The 19,053-nt window shown below is 60.8% G+C and carries 17 protein-coding genes and 1 riboswitch; of the genes, 8 read left to right on the forward strand and 9 right to left on the reverse strand.

What is annotated here, in order from left to right:
• Positions 1 to 132: 132 nt before the first annotated feature.
• Together EV586_RS19915 and EV586_RS19920 are read right to left on the reverse strand one after the other, a co-directional pair.
• Positions 133 to 1,560, reverse strand: coding sequence for an NAD(P)/FAD-dependent oxidoreductase (locus tag EV586_RS19915; RefSeq protein WP_132946825.1), 1,428 nt, complete (start codon positions 1,558 to 1,560; stop codon positions 133 to 135).
• A 92-nt stretch (positions 1,561 to 1,652) separates the two neighbouring features.
• Positions 1,653 to 1,750: riboswitch (purine riboswitch) on the reverse strand.
• Between the two features lie 34 nt (positions 1,751 to 1,784).
• A complete protein-coding gene (locus EV586_RS19920; protein WP_132946826.1) occupies positions 1,785 to 2,336 on the reverse strand; it encodes a GNAT family N-acetyltransferase in 552 nt (183 codons plus the stop codon).
• Between the two features lie 249 nt (positions 2,337 to 2,585).
• On the opposite strand from EV586_RS19920, the gene EV586_RS19925 reads away from it, so the two are divergent.
• Positions 2,586 to 3,254: a FusB/FusC family EF-G-binding protein gene (locus EV586_RS19925; RefSeq protein WP_132946827.1), complete on the forward strand. Its 669-nt coding sequence runs from the start codon at positions 2,586 to 2,588 to the stop codon at positions 3,252 to 3,254.
• Positions 3,255 to 3,316: 62 nt separating this feature from the next.
• Here the strand turns inward: EV586_RS19925 and hrpB are convergent, their stop codons facing one another.
• Complete coding sequence (gene hrpB, locus EV586_RS19930; RefSeq protein ID WP_132946828.1) at positions 3,317 to 5,767, reverse strand: ATP-dependent helicase HrpB; 2,451 nt, start codon at positions 5,765 to 5,767, stop codon at positions 3,317 to 3,319.
• Positions 5,768 to 5,988: 221 nt separating this feature from the next.
• Between hrpB and EV586_RS19935 the strand changes: the two genes are divergently transcribed.
• Positions 5,989 to 7,680 carry a GNAT family N-acetyltransferase gene (locus EV586_RS19935; protein ID WP_132946829.1) on the forward strand — a complete coding sequence of 564 codons (1,692 nt, stop codon included), beginning with the start codon at positions 5,989 to 5,991 and terminating at the stop codon, positions 7,678 to 7,680.
• Positions 7,681 to 7,838: 158 nt separating this feature from the next.
• A complete protein-coding gene (locus tag EV586_RS19940) occupies positions 7,839 to 9,395 on the forward strand; it encodes an ABC-F family ATP-binding cassette domain-containing protein (RefSeq protein ID WP_132946830.1) in 1,557 nt (518 codons plus the stop codon).
• Between the two features lie 39 nt (positions 9,396 to 9,434).
• Here the strand turns inward: EV586_RS19940 and EV586_RS19945 are convergent, their stop codons facing one another.
• From EV586_RS19945 to EV586_RS19965, 5 genes are all read right to left on the reverse strand, one after another.
• Entirely contained in the window at positions 9,435 to 9,635 is a 201-nt protein-coding gene (locus tag EV586_RS19945) for a YwbE family protein (RefSeq protein WP_132946831.1), read from the reverse strand.
• Positions 9,636 to 9,660: 25 nt separating this feature from the next.
• Complete coding sequence (locus EV586_RS19950) at positions 9,661 to 11,418, reverse strand: DEAD/DEAH box helicase (RefSeq protein ID WP_132946832.1); 1,758 nt, start codon at positions 11,416 to 11,418, stop codon at positions 9,661 to 9,663.
• 36 nt (positions 11,419 to 11,454) lie between these two features.
• Complete coding sequence (locus EV586_RS19955; RefSeq protein WP_132946833.1) at positions 11,455 to 11,754, reverse strand: DUF3817 domain-containing protein; 300 nt, start codon at positions 11,752 to 11,754, stop codon at positions 11,455 to 11,457.
• 60 nt (positions 11,755 to 11,814) lie between these two features.
• Positions 11,815 to 12,531 (reverse strand): 23S rRNA pseudouridine(2604) synthase RluF, encoded by a 717-nt coding sequence (rluF, locus tag EV586_RS19960; protein WP_132946834.1) that lies wholly within the window; start codon positions 12,529 to 12,531, stop codon positions 11,815 to 11,817.
• Between the two features lie 170 nt (positions 12,532 to 12,701).
• On the reverse strand, positions 12,702 to 12,944 hold the full coding sequence (locus EV586_RS19965; protein WP_132946835.1) for a YiaA/YiaB family inner membrane protein: 243 nt from the start codon (positions 12,942 to 12,944) through the stop codon (positions 12,702 to 12,704).
• A 128-nt stretch (positions 12,945 to 13,072) separates the two neighbouring features.
• Between EV586_RS19965 and EV586_RS21275 the strand changes: the two genes are divergently transcribed.
• On the forward strand, positions 13,073 to 13,231 hold the full coding sequence (locus tag EV586_RS21275; RefSeq protein WP_165898722.1) for a hypothetical protein: 159 nt from the start codon (positions 13,073 to 13,075) through the stop codon (positions 13,229 to 13,231).
• Between the two features lie 18 nt (positions 13,232 to 13,249).
• On the opposite strand, the gene EV586_RS19970 is transcribed toward EV586_RS21275, so the two are convergent.
• Positions 13,250 to 15,088: a dihydroorotate dehydrogenase gene (locus EV586_RS19970; protein WP_132946836.1), complete on the reverse strand. Its 1,839-nt coding sequence runs from the start codon at positions 15,086 to 15,088 to the stop codon at positions 13,250 to 13,252.
• Positions 15,089 to 15,366: 278 nt separating this feature from the next.
• Between EV586_RS19970 and cysT the strand changes: the two genes are divergently transcribed.
• Genes cysT through EV586_RS19990 form a run of 4 tightly spaced genes read left to right on the forward strand, consistent with a single transcriptional unit; the run spans position 15,367 to position 19,036 of the window.
• Positions 15,367 to 16,170, forward strand: coding sequence for a sulfate ABC transporter permease subunit CysT (cysT, locus tag EV586_RS19975; protein ID WP_132946837.1), 804 nt, complete (start codon positions 15,367 to 15,369; stop codon positions 16,168 to 16,170).
• Positions 16,167 to 16,964: a sulfate ABC transporter permease gene (locus EV586_RS19980; protein ID WP_132946838.1), complete on the forward strand. Its 798-nt coding sequence runs from the start codon at positions 16,167 to 16,169 to the stop codon at positions 16,962 to 16,964. The genes cysT and EV586_RS19980 overlap by 4 nt, the downstream gene beginning before the upstream one ends.
• Position 16,965: 1 nt before the next feature.
• Entirely contained in the window at positions 16,966 to 18,042 is a 1,077-nt protein-coding gene (locus tag EV586_RS19985) for a sulfate/molybdate ABC transporter ATP-binding protein (RefSeq protein WP_132946839.1), read from the forward strand.
• Positions 17,993 to 19,036, forward strand: a complete 1,044-nt coding sequence (locus EV586_RS19990) for a sulfate ABC transporter substrate-binding protein (RefSeq protein ID WP_132946840.1) — start codon at positions 17,993 to 17,995, stop codon at positions 19,034 to 19,036. Before EV586_RS19985 ends, EV586_RS19990 begins: the two co-directional genes overlap by 50 nt.
• Positions 19,037 to 19,053: the final 17 nt, after the last annotated feature.

Below are 19,053 nucleotides of genomic sequence, written 5' to 3' on the forward strand. Positions count from 1 at the left end.
TTTTTTAGCCATAAAAAATCCCCTCCAGTCAACAAGGATAAGTCCATCTTATCGATGTCCTTTTTCTCTTGTCTACCATGAGGGGATAATACCACCAAACCACGAAGTCTTTTCCCCTCCCCAAGCTTTTCCCTACATCACGTCATGCAAATGCCGCGCCACATGCACCCCGGCTGCCGAGGCCTGTGCCAGGCCGCGGGTGATGCCGGCGCCGTCGCCGACGGTGAACAGGCCGGATATCTCCGTCTCGAACTTGTCGGTCAGCCGCGGGCGCGAGGAGTAGAATTTCGCCTCGACGCCGTAGAACAGCGTGTGCTCCGAAGCGATGCCCGGCGTGACTTTGTCGAGCGCTTCCATCATCTCGATCAAGGATTTCATCGTGTTGTACGGCAGCACCAGCCCGAGATCGCCCGGCACCGCTTCTTTCAAGGTCGGTTCGAGGAAGCCTTCCTTGATCCGCTTTTCGGTCGAACGGCGCCCTTTCAGGATGTCGCCGTACTTCTGGATGATCACCGAGCCGTTCGACAGGTCGTTGGCGCGGCGCGAGATCTCTTTCGCATACTCGATCGGCTTGTCAAACGGATCGGTAAACGTGTGTGAGACGAGCAGGGCGAAGTTGGTGTTTTGGCTGCCCAGCTTCGGGTCTTTGTACGAGTGTCCGTTCGCCGTCATCACGCCGGAGTGGTTCTCGACCACGACGTGCCCCGAAGGGTTGGAGCAGAACGTGCGCACCGTCGTCCCGACGCTGGTGTTGAACACAAATTTCGCTTCATACAGATGCTCGTTGATCTCCGCCATGATCACGTCGGACGTCTCCACGCGCACGCCGATGTCGACTTGGTTGTTCGTCATCACAAGACCCTGGCGCTTCAAGATCTCGCCCAGCCACTGCGAACCGTCGCGCCCGGGGGCGATGATCACTTTTTTCGCCTGAATCTTTTCCCCCGTTTTCAGGACGACGCCCGTCGCTTGGAGCCCGTCGGCCGTCTTTTCCACGAGAATGTCTTCCACGAGCGTCTTAAACCGCGTCTCGATCCGCCCTTCCAGCGTGCGGTAGATGTTCGCGAGGATCTTCAAGTTCTCCTCGGTGCCCAGATGGCGCACCCGCGCTTTCAACAGCTTCAAGCCCGCAGCCGCTGCCTGCCGCTCGATCTTCGCCACGTCGCGCGTCGTCGGGTCGGTGATCTGCAGCGTCCCGCCGTGCGCGAGGTTGATCGCATCGGCGTATTCGATCAGCTGCAACACCTCCGACGGCGCCAGATAATCCTGCATCCAGCCGCCAAACTCGGTGGTCAGGTTAAACTTCCCGTCGCTGTATGCTCCCGCCCCGCCCCAGCCGGCGGTGATCGAGCAGGCGGGCAGGCAGCCGGCATATTCTTTCTTCTGGTGCGCCGGCGGGCACTTGGTCAGCTTTTCTTCTAAGATCGGACAGCTGCGCCGGAAAATATCATGACCTTTATCGATCAATAGCACCTTCTTGTTCGGATCGAGGTGCGTCAGTTCATACGCTGCAAAAATACCGCCAGGACCTGCTCCGACAATGACCACATCATACAACATTGTTCGGGTATCCCCTTTCTGCTTGTCAATTCGGAAAAATACAAAGGCTCCCGTGGAAACACCGGCCACGTCTGACTGTCCCTGCGCTTTTCCTTGCAAGGGACAGTCATCGTAGTCGGCTCTTCCCGGGAGCCGGTAGAAACGCTGAGCCATATCCTCAGCCTATACGAGCTGTTCAACAGCTCTTATCATACTCAAAAACACGAACAATCGTCAACACCTACTCACTTTTGTTCGTATTCATTGCGGAGCAGTCCATAGATCACCAGATCGCAGAATTCGCCTGACACGAACGCGCCGTGCCGCAGCACGCCTTCCTGTTGAAAGCCGATCTTCTCGAACAGACGGCGGCTGGCCGCGTTATGCGACTCGACCGTGCCCTGAAGGCGGTGCAGGCCCAGCTCCTGAAAGCCGTATTGGATCAGCTTGTGAAACGCTTCGGTCATGATGCCTTGCCCCCAGTACTCTTTGCGCAGCACCGCCACCATCTCCGCCTTGAACTCCTTTGGTTCCCAGCCATAATAGCCGCAGGTGCCGATCAGCCGGCCGCTCTCTTTCCACTCGATCCCAAGACGCAAGGTGGTCTTGTTCTGAAAGCTGTCATCGTACCGGATGATCGTCTGATAGACCTGCTCCAACCGCTCAAACGGGTCTGTGCCGTAGTGTTTCATCACCTCAAAATCGGACAGATACGCAAACAGATCTTCCGCATCTTCCTTGCGCACCTGCCGCAGCACCAGCCGCTCCGTTTCCAATCTCGGGAATCCTGCTTCCATGACGCCTCACTCTCCCTTTTCAGCTTGCCATTATCAGCAGTATAAGTGGGGAAAGTACCGTTTGCCAATCTGTATGAAATGGTCTATACTTTTTCCAATTCCACCTCATGAAACGGGGGCCTAATCTTATGGCAATACGCACTGGTCTGTTTCAGTAGAAACAGGAGAATCGTATACCCAATTCATTCTGCTGTTTCTACTCTCGTCGTGAACTGCCAATAAACGAGAAGAAACAGGAGGTACTTCCCTATGACACAGGAACAAACGATGGTGCCGTTCATGCACCCGCACCAGATCAATTTCATCCGCCACCAGCTGTTGCAGCTGATCGGCGCCTTCTATTTTGCAGGCGATTACCGCGTGCTGGCTGCGTCCCGCGAGAACGTGGAAGACACCGTGCTTTCGCTCTTTCCCGGCGCGACACCGGCTCAGCGTGCCCTGCTGCAAGATGCCAAGAACGTCCGTGACCGCGATGAGCTGAAAGCGTACATGAGCCGTCTGGAGCCGTACATCATCCCGTTCCCGGAGATTACAGCTGCGGAGATCCGCAAGCTGTTCCCGAAGGTGAAGAAGCTCGTGCTGCCCGATCTGGAGAACCTCGACCGCACCAAGCTGACCTACCTCGGCTGGCGCGACATCGCGACCAACAGCCTGTATCTGGTCTCCCGCAACGGTGACAAGTGGGCCGGCACGGAGTTCAAATTTGTCGCGGCTCAGAAGAACCGCACGATGATCTGCTCGTGGTGCCATTCGGTCGGCAAAGGCGATGACGTGGCATTGGTCACGTCGCGGGTGAAAACGAAGATCGTGGACGGGTACAAAACGCAAGGCAATCATCTGTGCCTGGACAGTGCCGCATGCAATGCACGCATCACCTCGACAACGGAGATGGAAGCGCTTTTGGCTTCCTTTCGATAAGTGAAACATGAGTGAATAAGAATAGCGGAGCCGCTCTGGGAGCAGCTCCGTTTTTTCATGTGTTACGACCCGCGCGGTTTCGCCCGGTTGGTCGGGACGGCGCTGTACGCGTCGTCCGGCCAGTGGTGTTTGGGATAGCGGCCTTTGAGGTCTTTTTTCACCTCGAAGTAGGTGTTTTGCCAAAAGCTCGCCAAGTCGCGCGTCACCTGCACCGGGCGGTGCGCCGGAGACAGCAGATGCAAAGTCAGCGGCACCCGCCCTCCCGCGATGCGCGGCGTTGCCTGCAAGCCAAACATCTCCTGCAGGCGCACGGCCAGCACCGGCGCGTCCGGGTCGCTGTAGTCGATCGGGATGCGCGAGCCGCTCGGCACGGTCAGGTGCGTCGGCGCCTGCTCGTCCAGTTCGCGGCGCTGCTCCCACGAGAGCATCGTCTCCAAGATGCTGATCAACTGCAGCCGCTGCAGGTCGTCCCGGTTTTTCAGCCCGTAGAGGTGCGGGGCGAGCCAGTCGGTAAGCGTGTCGATCAGTCCGGCGCGCGACACATCCGGCCAGGACGGATCATGGCGGTGCAGGAAGCTGAGGCGCTCCCGAAACTGTTTCGCCGCTTTCGTCCACGGCAGGATGTCCAACCCTTCCTGCCGGATGCCGCTCAAAAGCGCGACCAGCACCCGTTCCGCGTCGGGGTTCGGCAGCGGGGCTTCTTTCAGCAGCAGCGCGCCGAGCCTCTCCCGTTTGCGCGCCCGCACCCTGTGCGCGGAGGCGTCCCATTCGATGAGCTGCTCGGTGACGATCTGCTCCTGACAATGCTCGCGAAGCTCCGCCTCCTCCACTTCGGCGGCGAGAAAAATCCGGCTCTCTGCCCCTTGGTCGTCCAGTTCGGCCGCGACCAGATACGGGACGAACGACAGGGGCTGTTCCTCCGCCAAAGCAGCCCCTCGCCCGTTGCGCAGCAAAAAGCGCCCGTTCCCGCGCCGCTGCGCGATCCGGTCCGGGTAGGCAAAGGCGAGCAAGAGTCCGCACGACGCCAGATTCCCTTTTTCCCCGGCGGGGAGGTTCAAAGCCCGCTTCCACTGGTTCGCTTCGGCGGTCATCCGGCGGTCGGCCTGCCCGCGCTGCAGCGCTTCGATGCGCAGGCGCAGGTCGGCGTTCCGCTCCTTGAGAAAGTCCCGCTCGTTCAGCACCGCCGCCAGCTCGCAGGCCAGACCGCCGAGCTGAAGCGGCACCGCGCGCAGCACCATATGGGCGAGGCGCGGGTGCAGCCCGAACTCCGCCATTCGCTTCCCGTGCTCCGTCAGCGTCCCCGCATCGCGCAGTGCGCCCAACTGGGCGAGCAGTTCGCGCGCCTGGGCAAACGCAGGTGCGGGCGGCGCATCCATCCACGCCAGTTCCGCCGGGTCGGTCACGCCCCAGACGGCCAGTTCCAGCGCGAGCGGAGCCAAGTCGGCCTCCAAGATCTCCGGCGTGCTGCGCGCGGGCAGCCCTTTGTCCTCGTGCTCCGTCCACAGGCGGTAGCACACGCCCGGCGCCACCCGGCCAGCCCGGCCGCGCCGCTGTTCCGCCGACGCGCGGGACACGGTGACCGTCTCCAGCCGCGTCATGCCGGTGCGCGGCGAAAAGCGCGGCACGCGCATCAGCCCGCTGTCGATGACGACGCGCACGCCTTCCACCGTCAAGCTCGTCTCGGCGATCGAAGTGGCCAGCACGATTTTGCGCTCACCGGGGCGGCTCGGCGCGATCGCCGCGTCCTGCGCTTCCCGGGCCAACGTGCCGTGCAGCGGCATGATCTTCGCCTCGCGCCGCAGCCCCTGCTCGTGCAGCAGCGACTCGACGCGCCGAATCTCGCCCGCTCCCGGCAGGAAGACGAGCAGGTCGCCCGCTTCCTGTGCCAGAGCCGTCTGGATCGTCCGCACGACAAGCGGCTCGATGCGGCCTTCCGCGCGGCGCTCCAAGAAGCGCGTCTCCACCGGGTAGGCGCGGCCAACGCTTTGCAGCACCGGCGCACCGCCGAGCAGCGCGGCGACCGGTTCTGCCTCCAGCGTCGCCGACATCACCAGCACGCGCAGGTCTTCGCGCAAGAGCTGCTGTGACTGCAGGCACAAAGCCAGCCCGAGGTCGCCATGCAAGTTACGCTCGTGAAACTCGTCAAAGATCACGATCCCCGCCTCTTCCAGCGCCGGATCGCTCTGCAGCATCCGTGTCAGCACGCCTTCGGTGATCACTTCGATCCGCGTCTTCGGCCCGACTTTCGTATCCATCCGCACCCGGTAGCCCACCGTCTCCCCGGTCTGCTCGCCGAGCTGGCGGGCCATATACGCCGCCGCCGCACGTGCGGCCAGACGGCGCGGTTCGAGCATGATGATCTTCTTCCCTTGCAGCCACGGCTCGTCTAACAGAGCCAGTGGAACCCGCGTCGTCTTCCCCGCCCCCGGAGCGGCGACGAGGACGGCATTTTCCCGCGTGCGGAGGGTCTCTGTTAGTGCGGGCAGTACTGCATCGATCGGTAAGACAGGCAATCTGCGTCCCTCCATTCTTCCGTTGACAAAACTTCCCCAATCCCTCTATCATGATGTTGTAAGAACATTCTAACGAACCAGGAGGTGAGGTCAAATGAAAACGACAATCGTATGTTCTTCATTTGTTGCCCCCTCGACAACGGTCTGTCCATTCCGCCGCGGGTAACGTCCCGCGGCTTTTTCATTTCTTCGGGGGAATCAACCATAAAGGGGTATGATTCATGACCAAGTGGAACATTGATGCGCTGACCCGCTGCACGGCCGAACAAACGGCCGCAGTGGCAGCGCTGGAAGAGCTCTGCGGCGTTCGCGTCGGCGTGGAGTATCTGGCAGCACGCAAAGGGGATCTGCCGCAGGATTTCCTCTGTTTTCAGGACGAGCAACTGATCGGGTATCTCAGCTGGTCTTCCAATGACGGCATCGTCGCCGTGATCAACGGCATGGTGCACCCGGATCACCGCCGCCAAGGGGTGTTTTCCCAGCTGTTGCAAGCCGCGGAAAACGTGTTCGCGGCGCAAGGCATCCATAGCCTGCTCTTCATCGTCCCGGCCGACTCCCGCTCCGGGCGCAGCTTCGCCGAGCGTCAAGGAGCGGTGTATCGCAACGCGGAGTATGCGATGCAATATGCGGCTTCCTCTGCGCCCGAACTGAACTCCACCGTCGCATTGCGTCCGGCGACCGAGGCTGATGTTGACTTCATGGTTACCTGCATCATGCAGGCTTTTGGCGATACGGAGGAGTGGACGCGCGCTTATCTCACCAGCACCGACCGCCCGAACCGCACCAACCTGATCGTCCTGCAGGACGGGGAGCCATGCGGACTGGTCCGCATCACCTACGGCACGGGCGGGCAGGCGCTGCTCCACGATCTTGCCGTCCTGCCCGACCGGCAAGGCCGGGGGATCGGGCGGCACATGCTCGCACAGGCGATCGAACGGCTGCTGGCCGAAGGTATGCGCCAGATTCAGCTCAGTGTCGTCACCGACAATGAACACGCCTTGGGCCTGTACAAACGCGCCGGTTTCGCGATCACGTCTTGCGAACAGTTTTACGGCCGGGACTCCCGCCTCGCAGCGATCACCGCTTTTTCCCCGGAAGAGGCAGCGGCCGTTGCCGCCTTGGAAGAGCTGTGCAACACAGCGGAGGGGATGAACCTGCGCATCGGCACCGAATACTTGCTGAGCCGATCGGGAGACCAGCCGTACGATTTCCTCTATTACGAAAACGGGCAGCTGCTCGGCTTCCTCTGCTGGTTCACGATGGACGGCAAGGAGGCGGAGATCAATGGCATGGTGCATCCCGACCACCGCAGGCGGGGCATTTTCAAAAAGCTCCTTGCTGCCGCCGACGCGGAAATGCGTAAGCACGGCATCGAGTCCCGGCTCTATCTGGTCAACCCGCAGTCCCGCTCGGGGCTTGCCTTCCTCGAACATCTCGGCGGTGCGTTCCGCCATGCCGAATACACGATGCAGCTCCAGGAATTCCTGCCGCCGTCCACACGCGACGAGGCGCTATGCCTGCGTCCGGCTGCCGAAGCGGATCTTGAATTCATGGTCACCTGCGCAGCGCAAGCGTTCGGCGATCCCGAGGACTGGATGCGCGACCTGCTGCTCAGCACGTCCGGCCCGGAGCGCACCACCTACATCGCCGAGCTCGAAGGGACGCCGGTCGCGATGATCCGCGTCCTCCGCTCCACTGAGGGGATCGCCGACATCCATGGCTTTTCCGTCCTGCCCGCACTGCGCGGGCGCGGTTACGGCCGCCAGATCCTCGCCGACACCGTCGAGCTGCTGCTGCAAGAGCAGCGCACCCGGATCTGCCTCGACGTGCTCACCGACAACGAGCGCGCCTTGCAGCTCTACGAAAGCCTCGGCTTTTCTGTCATCTCCGCCTGCCGCTATTACGCAGGCTAACCGCAACCCCTTTTGCCAGTTGGCAGAAGGGGTTCTTGCGTTTGATACCAAAAAGTGTATCGATTCTCAACTAAATTCTCAACAAAAATGCTGAAGAGATGGTATGATGTTGAACTAGATGTATTCTTTTATGATGATCCCGGAGGAGAAAACCTACAATGAGTATCCTAAACGTTGAAAATATCGGTCACGGCTTTGGTGCCCGCCATCTGTTTTCCGGCGTGACCTTCCGTTTGCTGAATGGCGAGCACGTCGGTCTGGTCGGCGCGAACGGCACCGGCAAGACGACCCTGATGAGCATTTTGACCGGCAAATTGCAAGCAGACCAAGGCAAGCTGGAATGGTCGAACCGCGCCACGATCGGCTACCTCGACCAGCACGCCGCCTTAACACCGGGCAAGACGATCCGCGAGATCCTGAGCGACGCGTTCAAGCCGCTGTTCGACATGGAAGCGGAGATCGGCGTCATCGCGGAGCAGATGGCCGACCCGGAAGCCGATCTGGAAAAACTGCTCGAAGACATGGGCGAGATCCAAGACCGCCTGGAAAACAGCGGCTTCTACATGATCGACGCGAAAGTCGAAGAGATCGCCAAAGGCCTCGGCCTGACCGCCATCGGTCTGGAGCGCGAAGTGCAGGACCTCTCCGGCGGCCAGCGCACGAAAGTATTGCTGGCGAAGCTGTTGCTGGAAAAACCAAACGTGCTGCTGCTCGACGAGCCGACCAACTATCTGGACGTGGAGCACATCGAATGGCTGACGCAGTACCTGCAGGACTACCCGTATGCGTTCATGCTGATCTCCCACGACGTGGAGTTCATGAATGCGGTCGTCAACATCATCTACCACCTCGAAGGCGGCAAGTTGACCCGCTACACGGGCGACTATGAGAAGTTCGTCGAAGTCTACCTCGCCAAGCGCTCGCAGCAGGAAGATGCGTTCGAGCGGCAGCAAGAAGAGATCAAGCGCATGGAGATGTTTATCGCGAAAAACAAAGCCCGCGCCTCGACCTCGACCCGCGCCAAGTCGCGCCAAAAGCAGCTCGACAAGATGGAGCGTCTGGAGAAGCCGGTCACCTATCCCCGTCCGAGCTTCCGTTTTCAGGAGACGCGCCTGTCGTCGAAGCTGGTCTTTGAAGCGACCGACCTGCAGATCGGCTACAACCATCCGCTGCTCCCGCCGCTGAACTTCAAGCTGGAGCGCGGCGAAAAAGTGGCGATCACCGGCATGAACGGGATGGGCAAATCGACCCTGATGAAAACGATCCTCGGCCTGATCAAGCCGCTCGGCGGCAAGATCGAGCGCGGCGACTACCTGGAGCCGGTCTATTTCGAGCAGGAAGTGTCCGATCGCCCGAACGTCACGGCGCTGGACGATGTCTGGAACTCCTTCCCGCACATGCAGAATCAGGATGTGCGCGCCAACTTGGCCCGCTGCGGCCTCGGCAACGAGCATATCACCTCGAAACTCTCCGCCCTCTCCGGCGGCGAGCACGCCAAAGTGCGCCTGTGCAAACTGATGCTCACCGCCTCCAACTGGATCCTCTTCGACGAGCCGACCAACCACTTGGACGTCGCGGCGAAAGAAGAGCTCGCCCTGACCTTGAAAAACTACAAAGGCACCGTGTTGCTGGTCTGCCACGAACCGGAATTCTACAAAGACTGGGTCACCAGCGTCTGGAACGTGGAAGACTGGGCGAAGCAATTGCAGAAATAGCGAGGAAAAACGAAAGGGAAGCCCTGAGGGCTTCCCTTTTTATGATCCGAGGATCGTTTTCACGCGGCCGACTTGGCCGTCTTGAAGACGGACTTTGATGCCGCGGGTGTGGGTGGGGGCGCTGGTGAGGATGTCTTTGACGATCCCGCGCGTGGTTTTGCCGGTGCGTTGGTCTTGTTTCAAGATGATGTCCACCTCGAGGCCGGGGTGGATGTCTTTGCGATTTTGTCCACTCTTCATAACCTAAGCTCCCATCTCTTCCATACTACCGCCCGCGCCGGCCTTTTCCGCCGCCGCCGCGATTGTCAGACCGTCCGCCGCCACTGCGGTTGCCGCCACCGCCACGGGTGTCCGGTCTTCCCCCGCCGCGCGATTCAGGTCTGCCGCCGGAACGGCTTTCGAAACGGTCGCCGCCTCGGTTCCCTGCTCCGCCACGCGTGTCGGGTCTGCCACCAGAGCGGTTGTCAAAGCGGTTTCCACCTTGATTCCCTGCTCCTCCGCGCGTGTCGGGTCTGCCACCAGAGCGGTTGTCAAAGCGGTTTCCACCTTGATTCCCTGCTCCTCCACGCGTGTCAGGTCTGCCACCAGAGCGGTTGTCAAAGCGGTTTCCACCTTGATTCCCTGCTCCTCCACGCGTGTCGGGTCTGCCACCAGAGCGGTTGTCAAAACGGTCTCCGCCTCGACTCTCTACTCCACCGCGCGTGTCAGATCTTCCGCCAGAGCGGTTGTCAAAGCGCTCTCCGCCTCGATTCCCAGCTCCGCCGCGCGTGTCGGGTCTGCCTCCTCCGCGGTTGTCCGGTCGACCACCGCCCCGGTTGCCGCCGCCGTCACGCCCGCCTTGACGCTTCTCACGGGGGACAAAATCATCGCCGCCTTTGCCTGGCCAGGCCTCGCCGTGCGGGCGGCGGATGCCTTCGCCCATCTGGCGCTCCATCTTCATGCCGATGCCGCGCTCGATCATCGTCAGCTCCTGACGGTCGTTCGGCGCCACGATGGTGAAGGCCACGCCTTTCTCCCCGGCGCGGCCCGTGCGGCCGATGCGGTGGATGTAGCTCTCGACATCCTGCGGGATGTCGTAGTTGAACACATGCGTGACCCCTTCCACATCCAATCCTCTCGCCGCCACATCGGTCGCCACCAGCAGTTGCAGCTTCGCGTCGCGGAACGCTTTCATCACCCGCTCCCGCTTCGCTTGCGACAGGTCGCCGTGCAGCTCGTCTGACGCATATCCAGCCGCCTGCAGCGCCTCGTTCAGCGAGCTCGCCCGGCGTTTCGTCCGGCAGAACAGGATCGCCAGATACGGCTGATGCTTCTCGATCAGCTTCATCACCGTGTCCTTCTTGCCGCGATCGGTCGTTTCGATCACGATCTGCTGAATCTCGTCGAGCGTAACCCGCTTGCTCTCCACTTGAATGTCTTCCGGCACCCGCAGATAGCGGTCGGCCAGCTTGCGCACATTTTCCGGCATCGTCGCCGAAAAGAGCAGCGTCTGCCGATCCAAAGGCAGCTCGTCCATGATCATGTTCACTTCCGGCAAAAAGCCCATATGCAGCATCTGATCCGCTTCATCGAGCACCAACGTCTGCACGCCGCCGAGGTCGATCGACCCGCGCGACACATGATCGAGCAGCCGCCCCGGCGTCGCCACGACCACATGCATCGCCCGCTTCAGCCGCTTCAGTTGCGCCTCGACATCCTGCCCGCCATAGACGGCCAATACGTTGACGCCTTCCAAAAACAAGATCATCTTCTTCACTTCTGCCGTGATCTGCAGCGCCAACTCCCGCGTCGGCGTCACGATCAGCGCCTGCACTTCATTGCGCGACGGGTCGATCTTCTCCAAGATCGGCAAAACAAACGAAAGCGTCTTCCCCGTGCCTGTCTGCGCCTGTGCCACCACGTCGCTGCCGGTCAGGACGACCGGGATCGCCCGCTCCTGCACCGGCGTCGCTTCAAAGATCGCGTGCGCCGTCAGCGCCCGCACCAATTCCGGCCTGATTCCCAACGATTCAAAATCCGCCATAACACCACTCCTTTTTCTACACTCTTTCCCTGCTGCTTACTCCTGATATCGCTTCTTCAACTGCGCATCCAGCACAAACGTCCCCAACGGGATCGAAGATGCGATCAACGCCCACAAGCTAAACTGCCACGACCACTTCTTCACGTACGCCGCCTGCAGCACCGCCAAAATGAACAGCACGAACAGCACCCCGTGAATCGCCCCGACCACCGCGACCGGCTCCGGATTGTCCATCCAATACTTCATCGGCATCGCGATCAAGAGCAGCACCAAAAATGAAGTCCCTTCCACCAAGCCGACCAACCGCAACCGCCCGATTGCTGTCTTTACATTCATTCGTCTCCACTCCCCGGTACATGATCAAGCCAAACAAGGGAAGCCGTCCGACTCCCCTTCTTATTCCTCTTCCAGCAGTTCCATCAGGCCGGCCAGTTCCTTGTGCGTCAGATTGCGCCAGTGTCCCAGCTTCAGCCCTTCGAGGCGAATGTTCATGACCCGAATCCGCTTCAGCGTCCGCACCCGGTAGCCCAAAGCTTCGCACATCCGGCGAATCTGGCGGTTCAACCCTTGCGTCAAAATGATGCGGAACGTGTTTTCGCTGACCGGATAGACTTTGGCCGGCTTGGTCACCGTGTCCAAAATCTCCACGCCGCTCGCCATCTTTTTCAAAAAGTCTTTCGTCCACGGCTTGTTCACCGTCACCACGTACTCTTTCTCATGGTTGTTTTCCGCGCGCAGGATCTTGTTGACGATATCCCCGTCATTGGTGAGCAGAATCAGCCCTTCCGAATCCTTGTCCAAACGCCCAATCGGAAAAATCCGGTCGTGGTGGTTGACGAAATCGATGATGTTGTCTTTCACTTTCATCTCGGTCGTCGACGTGACGCCGACCGGTTTGTTCAGCATGATGTAGACCGGCTTGCGGCGCTTCCGCCGCTCTCCGCCGCCGCTGCCAACCTGCTCACCGTCGACGCGGACGACATCGCCGTCCTCCACCGTCATGCCCGTCTCGGCCACACGGCCGTTGATCGTGACGCGGCGCTCTTCGATCAATTTATCCGCTTCCCGCCGGGAACAAAGCCCGGTGCCGCTTATGTATTTATTCAGCCTCATCTTGATCCCTCTCTGCCCATTTTCCAAGTAGTGTTTTCAAAAGCGCAGACCCATTATACCATTTCATCGAGAAAAGCTCTCACTTCTCTCTGTCCCCGTGCAAAATCATTGGCCCACTATTAGAAAAACCTGCCCCGGTCAGCCGGGAGCAGGTTCACGTCTGTCTTGCCTTATGCTTGCGGTTCGCTTGGCGGCGGCGGGTTGCGCTCGTCGTCCTCTTGATTGTCGCGAATCGTCTTTTGCAGAACGAACGAAGACATCACCAGAAACAGCGCCGTCACAGCATAATAGCCTTTCACCGGCAGTGTAGCATCTAACGTATAAATTCCGATAAACATCGCCAAGAAAGCCAAGACAAAAGAGGCCCATGCTAAAAAAGTAAAAGCAGATGTATTCCGTCTTTTCGTTCTCACTGGCAAACGCCTCCTTCCGAACTACCTTGATTTTACAATTTTCCGTTATCTTTGCGCAACTAAAAAGCAGGAAAAACTAAAGCACAACCCGAACACTGTATGGACAGAAACGGAGGTACGGATAGCAGATGAGTGACCAATTGCAAAAGATGCGCGAACTTGTGAACAAGAAAAAAGCGGCGAACAGCAACCAAAAAGGCAAACTGCGCCCGGAAAAGAACCTGGTCGAAGGCAACTTTAAAGTGACCAAACAGCACAAAAAAGGCGGCCTGTTCGACGGCAAATAAAAAAGCAAAACCACCTGATCATACAGGTGGTTTTGTTTTGCGCAGATATTCATGCGAGCAGATCAAACCGACCAGATACAAGGCCAGCGCGATGTAAGCGGGCAGCAGGTGCCAGAAGTCGGTGTAGAGGATCTTCACATGCACGCCGATCCCCGCCGCCAGCCCGAAGAACCCGCCGATCAGGTAGCTCCACCAGAGCCAGCTCTCCCCTTGCCGATAGCCCCAGAGCGAAATCAGGAGCAGCAGGAGCCCTTCGGTGATCAAGGAGCCGCCAAAACCGGCCCGGTCGTGGGCGATCAGCGGGATCAGCCGGTGGTTGTACTCGTGGATCTGCTCCGGGGTCAGACCCATGTAGGCGAGGTCTTCCGGCACGAACACGCCGGTCATGCCGATCGCCGAGATCACAACGCCTGCCGTCAACAGCGCAGCGCCGAGAACGACGAACATCAGCTGTCCGACGAGTCCTTTTTTCCACGCCTTCGTGTTGCGGCGGTTGAGCGACCCGTGCGGCGTGGACAGCTCCCGCGTCCGCACCAGCCCCCAAAGGAAAAAAGGCAGGATCAGCAGGTTGTAGATCACGTGCAGCGAGTCAATGTAGCCGACGACATAGGAGTACAAAAAATTCAGGAAACCGTACCCGGCCGCCGCCGCGAACAGCACGACCGCCCAGCGTTCCCCGCGCCTGATCTTGTGCCACGCGAGCTGCGCGAACAGAAACCCGGCCGACAGCATGATCCCGGCCAGCGTGATCCGGTCGTGCGACATGAAATGAAACAGCTCCTCGCTCCACCCCGCGATCTCCTCCCGCGTCAGCCCCAGGAACTGCTCATCATGCGCCAAAATCACATCGGTCAGCCCGACCAGCATCGCGATCATCCCGGCAAAAAACACCCCGCAGCCCATCAAAAACCAGCTCAGCCACCCTGTGCCGCCTTTCGTGACTACAGAAACGTCACCTTCAGCACCTTCAGCACCTTCAGCACTTTCGACCCTCGCACCCGTACGCGCTGCTTGCAGGCGCTCATCCAGCACCGCCTCGTTGATCCGCTTCGGCAGCCCTGGTCCGCTGAACACAAATCCGCTGTCCAGCATGACCAGATCGGCCCCTGCCGCATACAGATCGAGCGCATCCTGCGGCTCATACACGCCCCCGCCCGCGAGCACCGGCACGTCTGGCCTGGCCGCTTTCCACGCTCGGAGCAGTTCCAGCGCCCGCGTCGTCCCTTCGCGCCCGACGCGCCCGCAAGGCTCTTCCAGATACACCCCGTCCAGCTCCGGCCACGCAGGCAGGTCTCCCTGCACGACCACTACGACCGGCACGCGCACCGACGCTTTTGCTGCGCGATACTCCTCTTCCGTGCCTTCGAACAGAAACAGAGCGGCATACTTCTCCATCCGCTGCATCCACGCGGCATCTTGCCCGCGCCCTGCCCGCACCGCCAGCGGAACGCCGACGCTCCGGTGCCGCTCCAGCCGCTGCACAAAATCCGCCTCGTCGAGCTCCGGCAACGGCGCCCCATAGACCACCGCTTCCCCCGCCGTGTCGAGCGACACCTCGCTGCGAAAGCCCGGCCCCACTTCCAAGAAGCCGAACCCAAACTTCCCCAGCGCTCCCGTCGCCGCGAGCTCCGGATCGATCCGCCCGGACAGCCCGACCGGAGCGCTGAACTCCCGCCCCCAGACCGTCCGCCGCAGCTCCGGCTCCGGCTTCATATGACCCATCAGCTCGATCAGCAAATACCCGCCCGGCAAGCTGTTCAGCGTCCCGATCGCCCGCAACGTCAGCGAGCGCGCTTTGGCTGCAGGCATCCGAAACAGCAGCGGCTTAAACAGCGGGTGGTATGACCAGTCCGGCATCTTCGTTCCTCCTCATCAGGTTCTCATTACCCCCATTATCGCCCCTTCCGCCAAATCCAGCAATTGCCTGCCCTGCCGCTTTGCAAAAAGGGTGCAAAAAATGGATTGACAAACAAAATCCCCCCATAGTAACATAACCCCATCACAATACACCCACATTCCGATGTGTTAATTCGGAATTATTCCCTCGTCTCGGCGAGGGCCTTTTTCAAACACAAGCATAACGATCTCTTATGCTATCAATTAGATTCTGTTATTCAAAGGAGGTGTGCCTGCCGATGGTACAACGTTTGCTGCGACAAGGGCTGTTCGCAACCGTCTTGCTCTATTTCTTCCTGCTCGTCGTGCTGCCGATCGTCAGCGTGTATCAAAAAGGGCTGTCCAACGGCATCGCCGCTTTTTGGAGCAGCATCGCCAACCCGATGGCGTGGGAAGCGGTGCTGCTGACGCTGAAACTGGCGCTGCTGGCGACGCTGTTCAACGCCGTGCTCGGCACCGTCATCGCCTGGGTGCTGGTGCGCTATCGCTTTCCGGGGCGGCGTCTGCTCAACTCGCTGGTCGACCTGCCCTTCGCCTTGCCGACCGCCGTCGGCGGGCTGATCATCCTGCTCCTGCTCGGTCCGCAGAGCTTCGCCGGACAGCTGGCCGCCCGCTTCGGGCTGGAGATCGTCTTTCAAGCCCCGGCGATCGTGATCGCGATGATCTTCGTCACCTTCCCGTTTGTGATCCGCACCTTGCAGCCGTTGCTGGAAGAGCTCGATCCGGCGGAGGAAGAAGCAGCCCACACCTTGGGCGCGGGGCGGGCGCGGACTTTTTTCGGGATCGTCTTCCCGGCGATCCGCCCCGGTCTGCTCGCCGGCGCGATGCTCGCTTTTTCCCGCGCGCTGGCTGAATTCGGCGCGGTCGTGCTGGTCGCCGGCAACATCCCCGGCAAAACGCTGCTCGCTTCTGTCTACGTGTTCGGACAGATCGAAAGCGGCAACCCGGAGGCGGCGGCCGCCGTGTCGGTGCTGCTGCTCACCTTGTCCTTGGTAATCCTGTGGAGCATCGCGCTCACCCAGAAGCGGAGGGATGCCGTATGAAAAAAAGCTTGATCGCGCTGACCTATGCGGTCTTCCTGCTCGTGCTGATCCTGCCGCTCGTGCAGATTTTTACGGAGGCGGGCGCAGGCGGTCTGGACGGCTTCTGGCAGACGCTGCAGCGGCCGGACGCGCAGCACGCCTTGTTCGTCTCTGGGCTGATCGTCGTCATCGTCACCGCGCTGAACACGCTGTTCGGCGTGCTGCTCGCCTTGTATCTAGTGCGGGACGGACGCTTGCCGCACCGGGTGAAGCAGTTCCTGAACGCGCTGGTCGACCTGCCTTTTGCCGTGTCGCCTGTCATCGGCGGCCTGATGATCCTGCTCCTGTTCGGGCCGAACACCATCCTCGGCACGTTTTTTGACGGCATCGGCGTCAAGCTGGTCTTCGCCTTGCCGGGCATGGTGATCGCCACCCTGTTTGTCACCTTCCCCCTGATGGTGCGGGAAGTGATGCCGGTGCTGCAGGAGATCGGGACACAGCAGGAAGAGGCGGCGTTCACGCTCGGCGCCACCCCGTGGCAGACCTTTTGGCGGGTGACATGGCCGTCGATCCGCTATGGCGTCCTGTACGGCGTGGTGCTGACCGTCGCCCGCTCGCTCGGCGAGTTTGGCGCGGTGCTGGTCGTCTCCGGCAACATCGTCGGCAAAACGCAGACGGCGACGACGTTCGTCTATCAGGAGGTCGAGAACTTCGATTTTCTCGCCGCCAACTCGGTGGCGCTGGTGCTGGCGCTCGTCTCGATCCTCACCCTGCTCACCCTCGAATGGACCAAATCGCGAAAGGAAGTGATCTGACGTGCAGATCGACGTGCAGCAACTCAGCAAGTCTTGGGGCCCGGTCAGCGCCGTCTCTGACCTCAACTTCAGCATCACCGAAGGGCAGCTGGTCGGACTGCTCGGCCCGAGCGGCGGCGGCAAGACCACCCTGCTGCGCATGCTGGCCGGGCTGGAGTCGCCCGACTGCGGCGAGATCCGCTTCGACGGGCGGCTCGTGAACGGACTTCCGCCCCAAGAGCGGGGCATCGGGTTCGTGTTTCAAAACTACGCCCTGTTCAAACACATGACCGTCGCGGAGAACATCGCGTTCGGCCTGCGCGTGCAAAAGCGCAGCAAGGCGGAGATCAGCGCCCGCACCGCCGAACTGATCGAGCTGATCGGCCTGGCCGGGCTGGAGCAGCGCTATCCGCATCAGCTCTCCGGCGGGCAGCGCCAGCGCGTCGCTTTTGCCCGCGCCCTCGCGCCGTCTCCGCGCCTGCTGCTGCTCGACGAGCCGTTTGCGGCGATCGACGCCCAAGTGCGCAAAGAGCTGCGCAACTGGCTGCGCGCGATGATCACCCGCGTCGGCGTGACGTCGATCTTCGTCACGCACGATCAGGAAGAAGCTGTCGCCGTCGCCGATGAGATCCTCGTCATGAACCACGGCCAGCTGGAACAAAAAGGCACCCCGTGGGAGATCTTCAAAGCGCCGCGCACCCCGTTTGTCGCCGGGTTTATCGGCGAGACGCACCGCATCCACGACCTCGGCGTGCTGCTCGGCTTCGGCGCGCTGCCCCCATGGGCACCGAAAGCGGAGATCCTCGTCCGCCCCGAATCGGTCGAAGCGGACCGCCAAGGCCAGTTGCAGGCGACCGACGCTTTGACCGGCACCGTACAGGCGGTGCACTTTCGCGGCAACGCCTGGCAGGTCGAGATCCTCGTCGGCACGCAGCGGTTGACCGCCATCCGCGCGCTGGAAAAAGCGGCGCTGCGCCCCGGCGACGACGTAGAAGTCCTGATTCACCGCGCCCATCTGTTCCACCCCGACACAAAGGAGGCCTTCATCTATGAAAAAAGCGCTGCAGCGCACACTCACCCTGTCCGCACTTTCGCTTAGCCTGCTCGCCGTGACCGCATGCGGCTCAACGGAGTCCGGCACCCCAGCCGCCGACAGCAAAAATGTCACCTTGATCCTCGGCGCCTACTCCGTGCCGAAAGAAGCGTTCGGCGAGATCATCCCCCAGTTCCAAAAAGAGTGGCAAGCGAAAACGGGCCAGACGGTCACCTTCCAAGAGTCGTATGAAGCGTCGGGCGCCCAGGCGCGGGCGATCGCAGGAGGATTTGAAGCGGACGTCACCGCCCTCTCTCTGGAAGCGGACATCGACACGATCGCCAAAGCCGGCCTGATCACGCACGACTGGCGCAGCAAACAGCACGGCGGCATGATCACGACGTCTGTCGTGGCGATCGGCACCCGCGAAGGCAACCCCAAGCAGATCCAAGACTGGGCGGACATCGCGAAGCCCGGCCTCGCCGTCCTCTACCCCAATCCGAAAACGTCGGGCGGCGCACAGTGGGACATCAACGCCATCTACGGCGCCGGTCTCAAGCGGTCGGAGGAGCAAGGCAAGCAAGATCCGGCCGTGGCCAAAGACCTGCTCGCCCGCATCCACAAAAACGTGAAGACGATGGACAAAAGCGGCCGCGCCTCAATGACCACCTTCGAAAGCGGGATCGGCGATGCGGTCATCACCTACGAAAACGAACTGCTGGCCCGGGTCAGCGAGGGTGCAAAGTACACCATCGTCGTGCCCCGGCACACGATCCGCGTCGACAACCCGGCTGCCGTCGTCGACAAAAACGCCGACAAGCACGGCGTCCGCCAAGTGGCCGATGCGTTTGTCGACTACCTCTGGTCGGCCGAAGCCCAGCAGATCTTTGCCGAAAAAGGCTTCCGCTCCGTCGATCCGGCGATCGCCAAGAAATACGCCGACCGCTACCAGACGCCGGAGGGCCTGTTCGACATCACCTACCTCGGCGGCTGGGACCAAGTCCGCCAAGACCTCTACGCCGACGGTGCGCTGTGGGATCAGATTTTGATGCAGAAATAAGAAAAGAGAGCCATGTC

The organism is Tumebacillus sp. BK434 (assembly GCF_004340785.1).
Lineage (GTDB): Bacteria > Bacillota > Bacilli > Tumebacillales > Tumebacillaceae > Tumebacillus_A.

Bases quoted from the DNA above. Each gene is read 5' to 3' on its own strand.
- EV586_RS19955 (WP_132946833.1), bottom strand. From the start codon at position 11,754: ATGAATGTAAAGACAGCAATCGGGCGGTTGCGGTTGGTCGGCTTGGTG.
- EV586_RS19935 (WP_132946829.1), top strand. From the start codon at position 5,989: ATGACCAAGTGGAACATTGATGCGCTGACCCGCTGCACGGCCGAACAA.
- EV586_RS19990 (WP_132946840.1), top strand. From the start codon at position 17,993: ATGAAAAAAGCGCTGCAGCGCACACTCACCCTGTCCGCACTTTCGCTT.
- EV586_RS19945 (WP_132946831.1), bottom strand. From the start codon at position 9,635: ATGAAGAGTGGACAAAATCGCAAAGACATCCACCCCGGCCTCGAGGTG.
- rluF (WP_132946834.1), bottom strand. From the start codon at position 12,531: ATGAGGCTGAATAAATACATAAGCGGCACCGGGCTTTGTTCCCGGCGG.
- EV586_RS19920 (WP_132946826.1), bottom strand. From the start codon at position 2,336: ATGGAAGCAGGATTCCCGAGATTGGAAACGGAGCGGCTGGTGCTGCGG.
- EV586_RS19970 (WP_132946836.1), bottom strand. From the start codon at position 15,088: ATGCCGGACTGGTCATACCACCCGCTGTTTAAGCCGCTGCTGTTTCGG.
- EV586_RS19950 (WP_132946832.1), bottom strand. From the start codon at position 11,418: ATGGCGGATTTTGAATCGTTGGGAATCAGGCCGGAATTGGTGCGGGCG.
- EV586_RS19940 (WP_132946830.1), top strand. From the start codon at position 7,839: ATGAGTATCCTAAACGTTGAAAATATCGGTCACGGCTTTGGTGCCCGC.
- EV586_RS19915 (WP_132946825.1), bottom strand. From the start codon at position 1,560: ATGTTGTATGATGTGGTCATTGTCGGAGCAGGTCCTGGCGGTATTTTT.
- EV586_RS19980 (WP_132946838.1), top strand. From the start codon at position 16,167: ATGAAAAAAAGCTTGATCGCGCTGACCTATGCGGTCTTCCTGCTCGTG.
- EV586_RS21275 (WP_165898722.1), top strand. From the start codon at position 13,073: ATGAGTGACCAATTGCAAAAGATGCGCGAACTTGTGAACAAGAAAAAA.
- EV586_RS19925 (WP_132946827.1), top strand. From the start codon at position 2,586: ATGACACAGGAACAAACGATGGTGCCGTTCATGCACCCGCACCAGATC.
- cysT (WP_132946837.1), top strand. From the start codon at position 15,367: ATGGTACAACGTTTGCTGCGACAAGGGCTGTTCGCAACCGTCTTGCTC.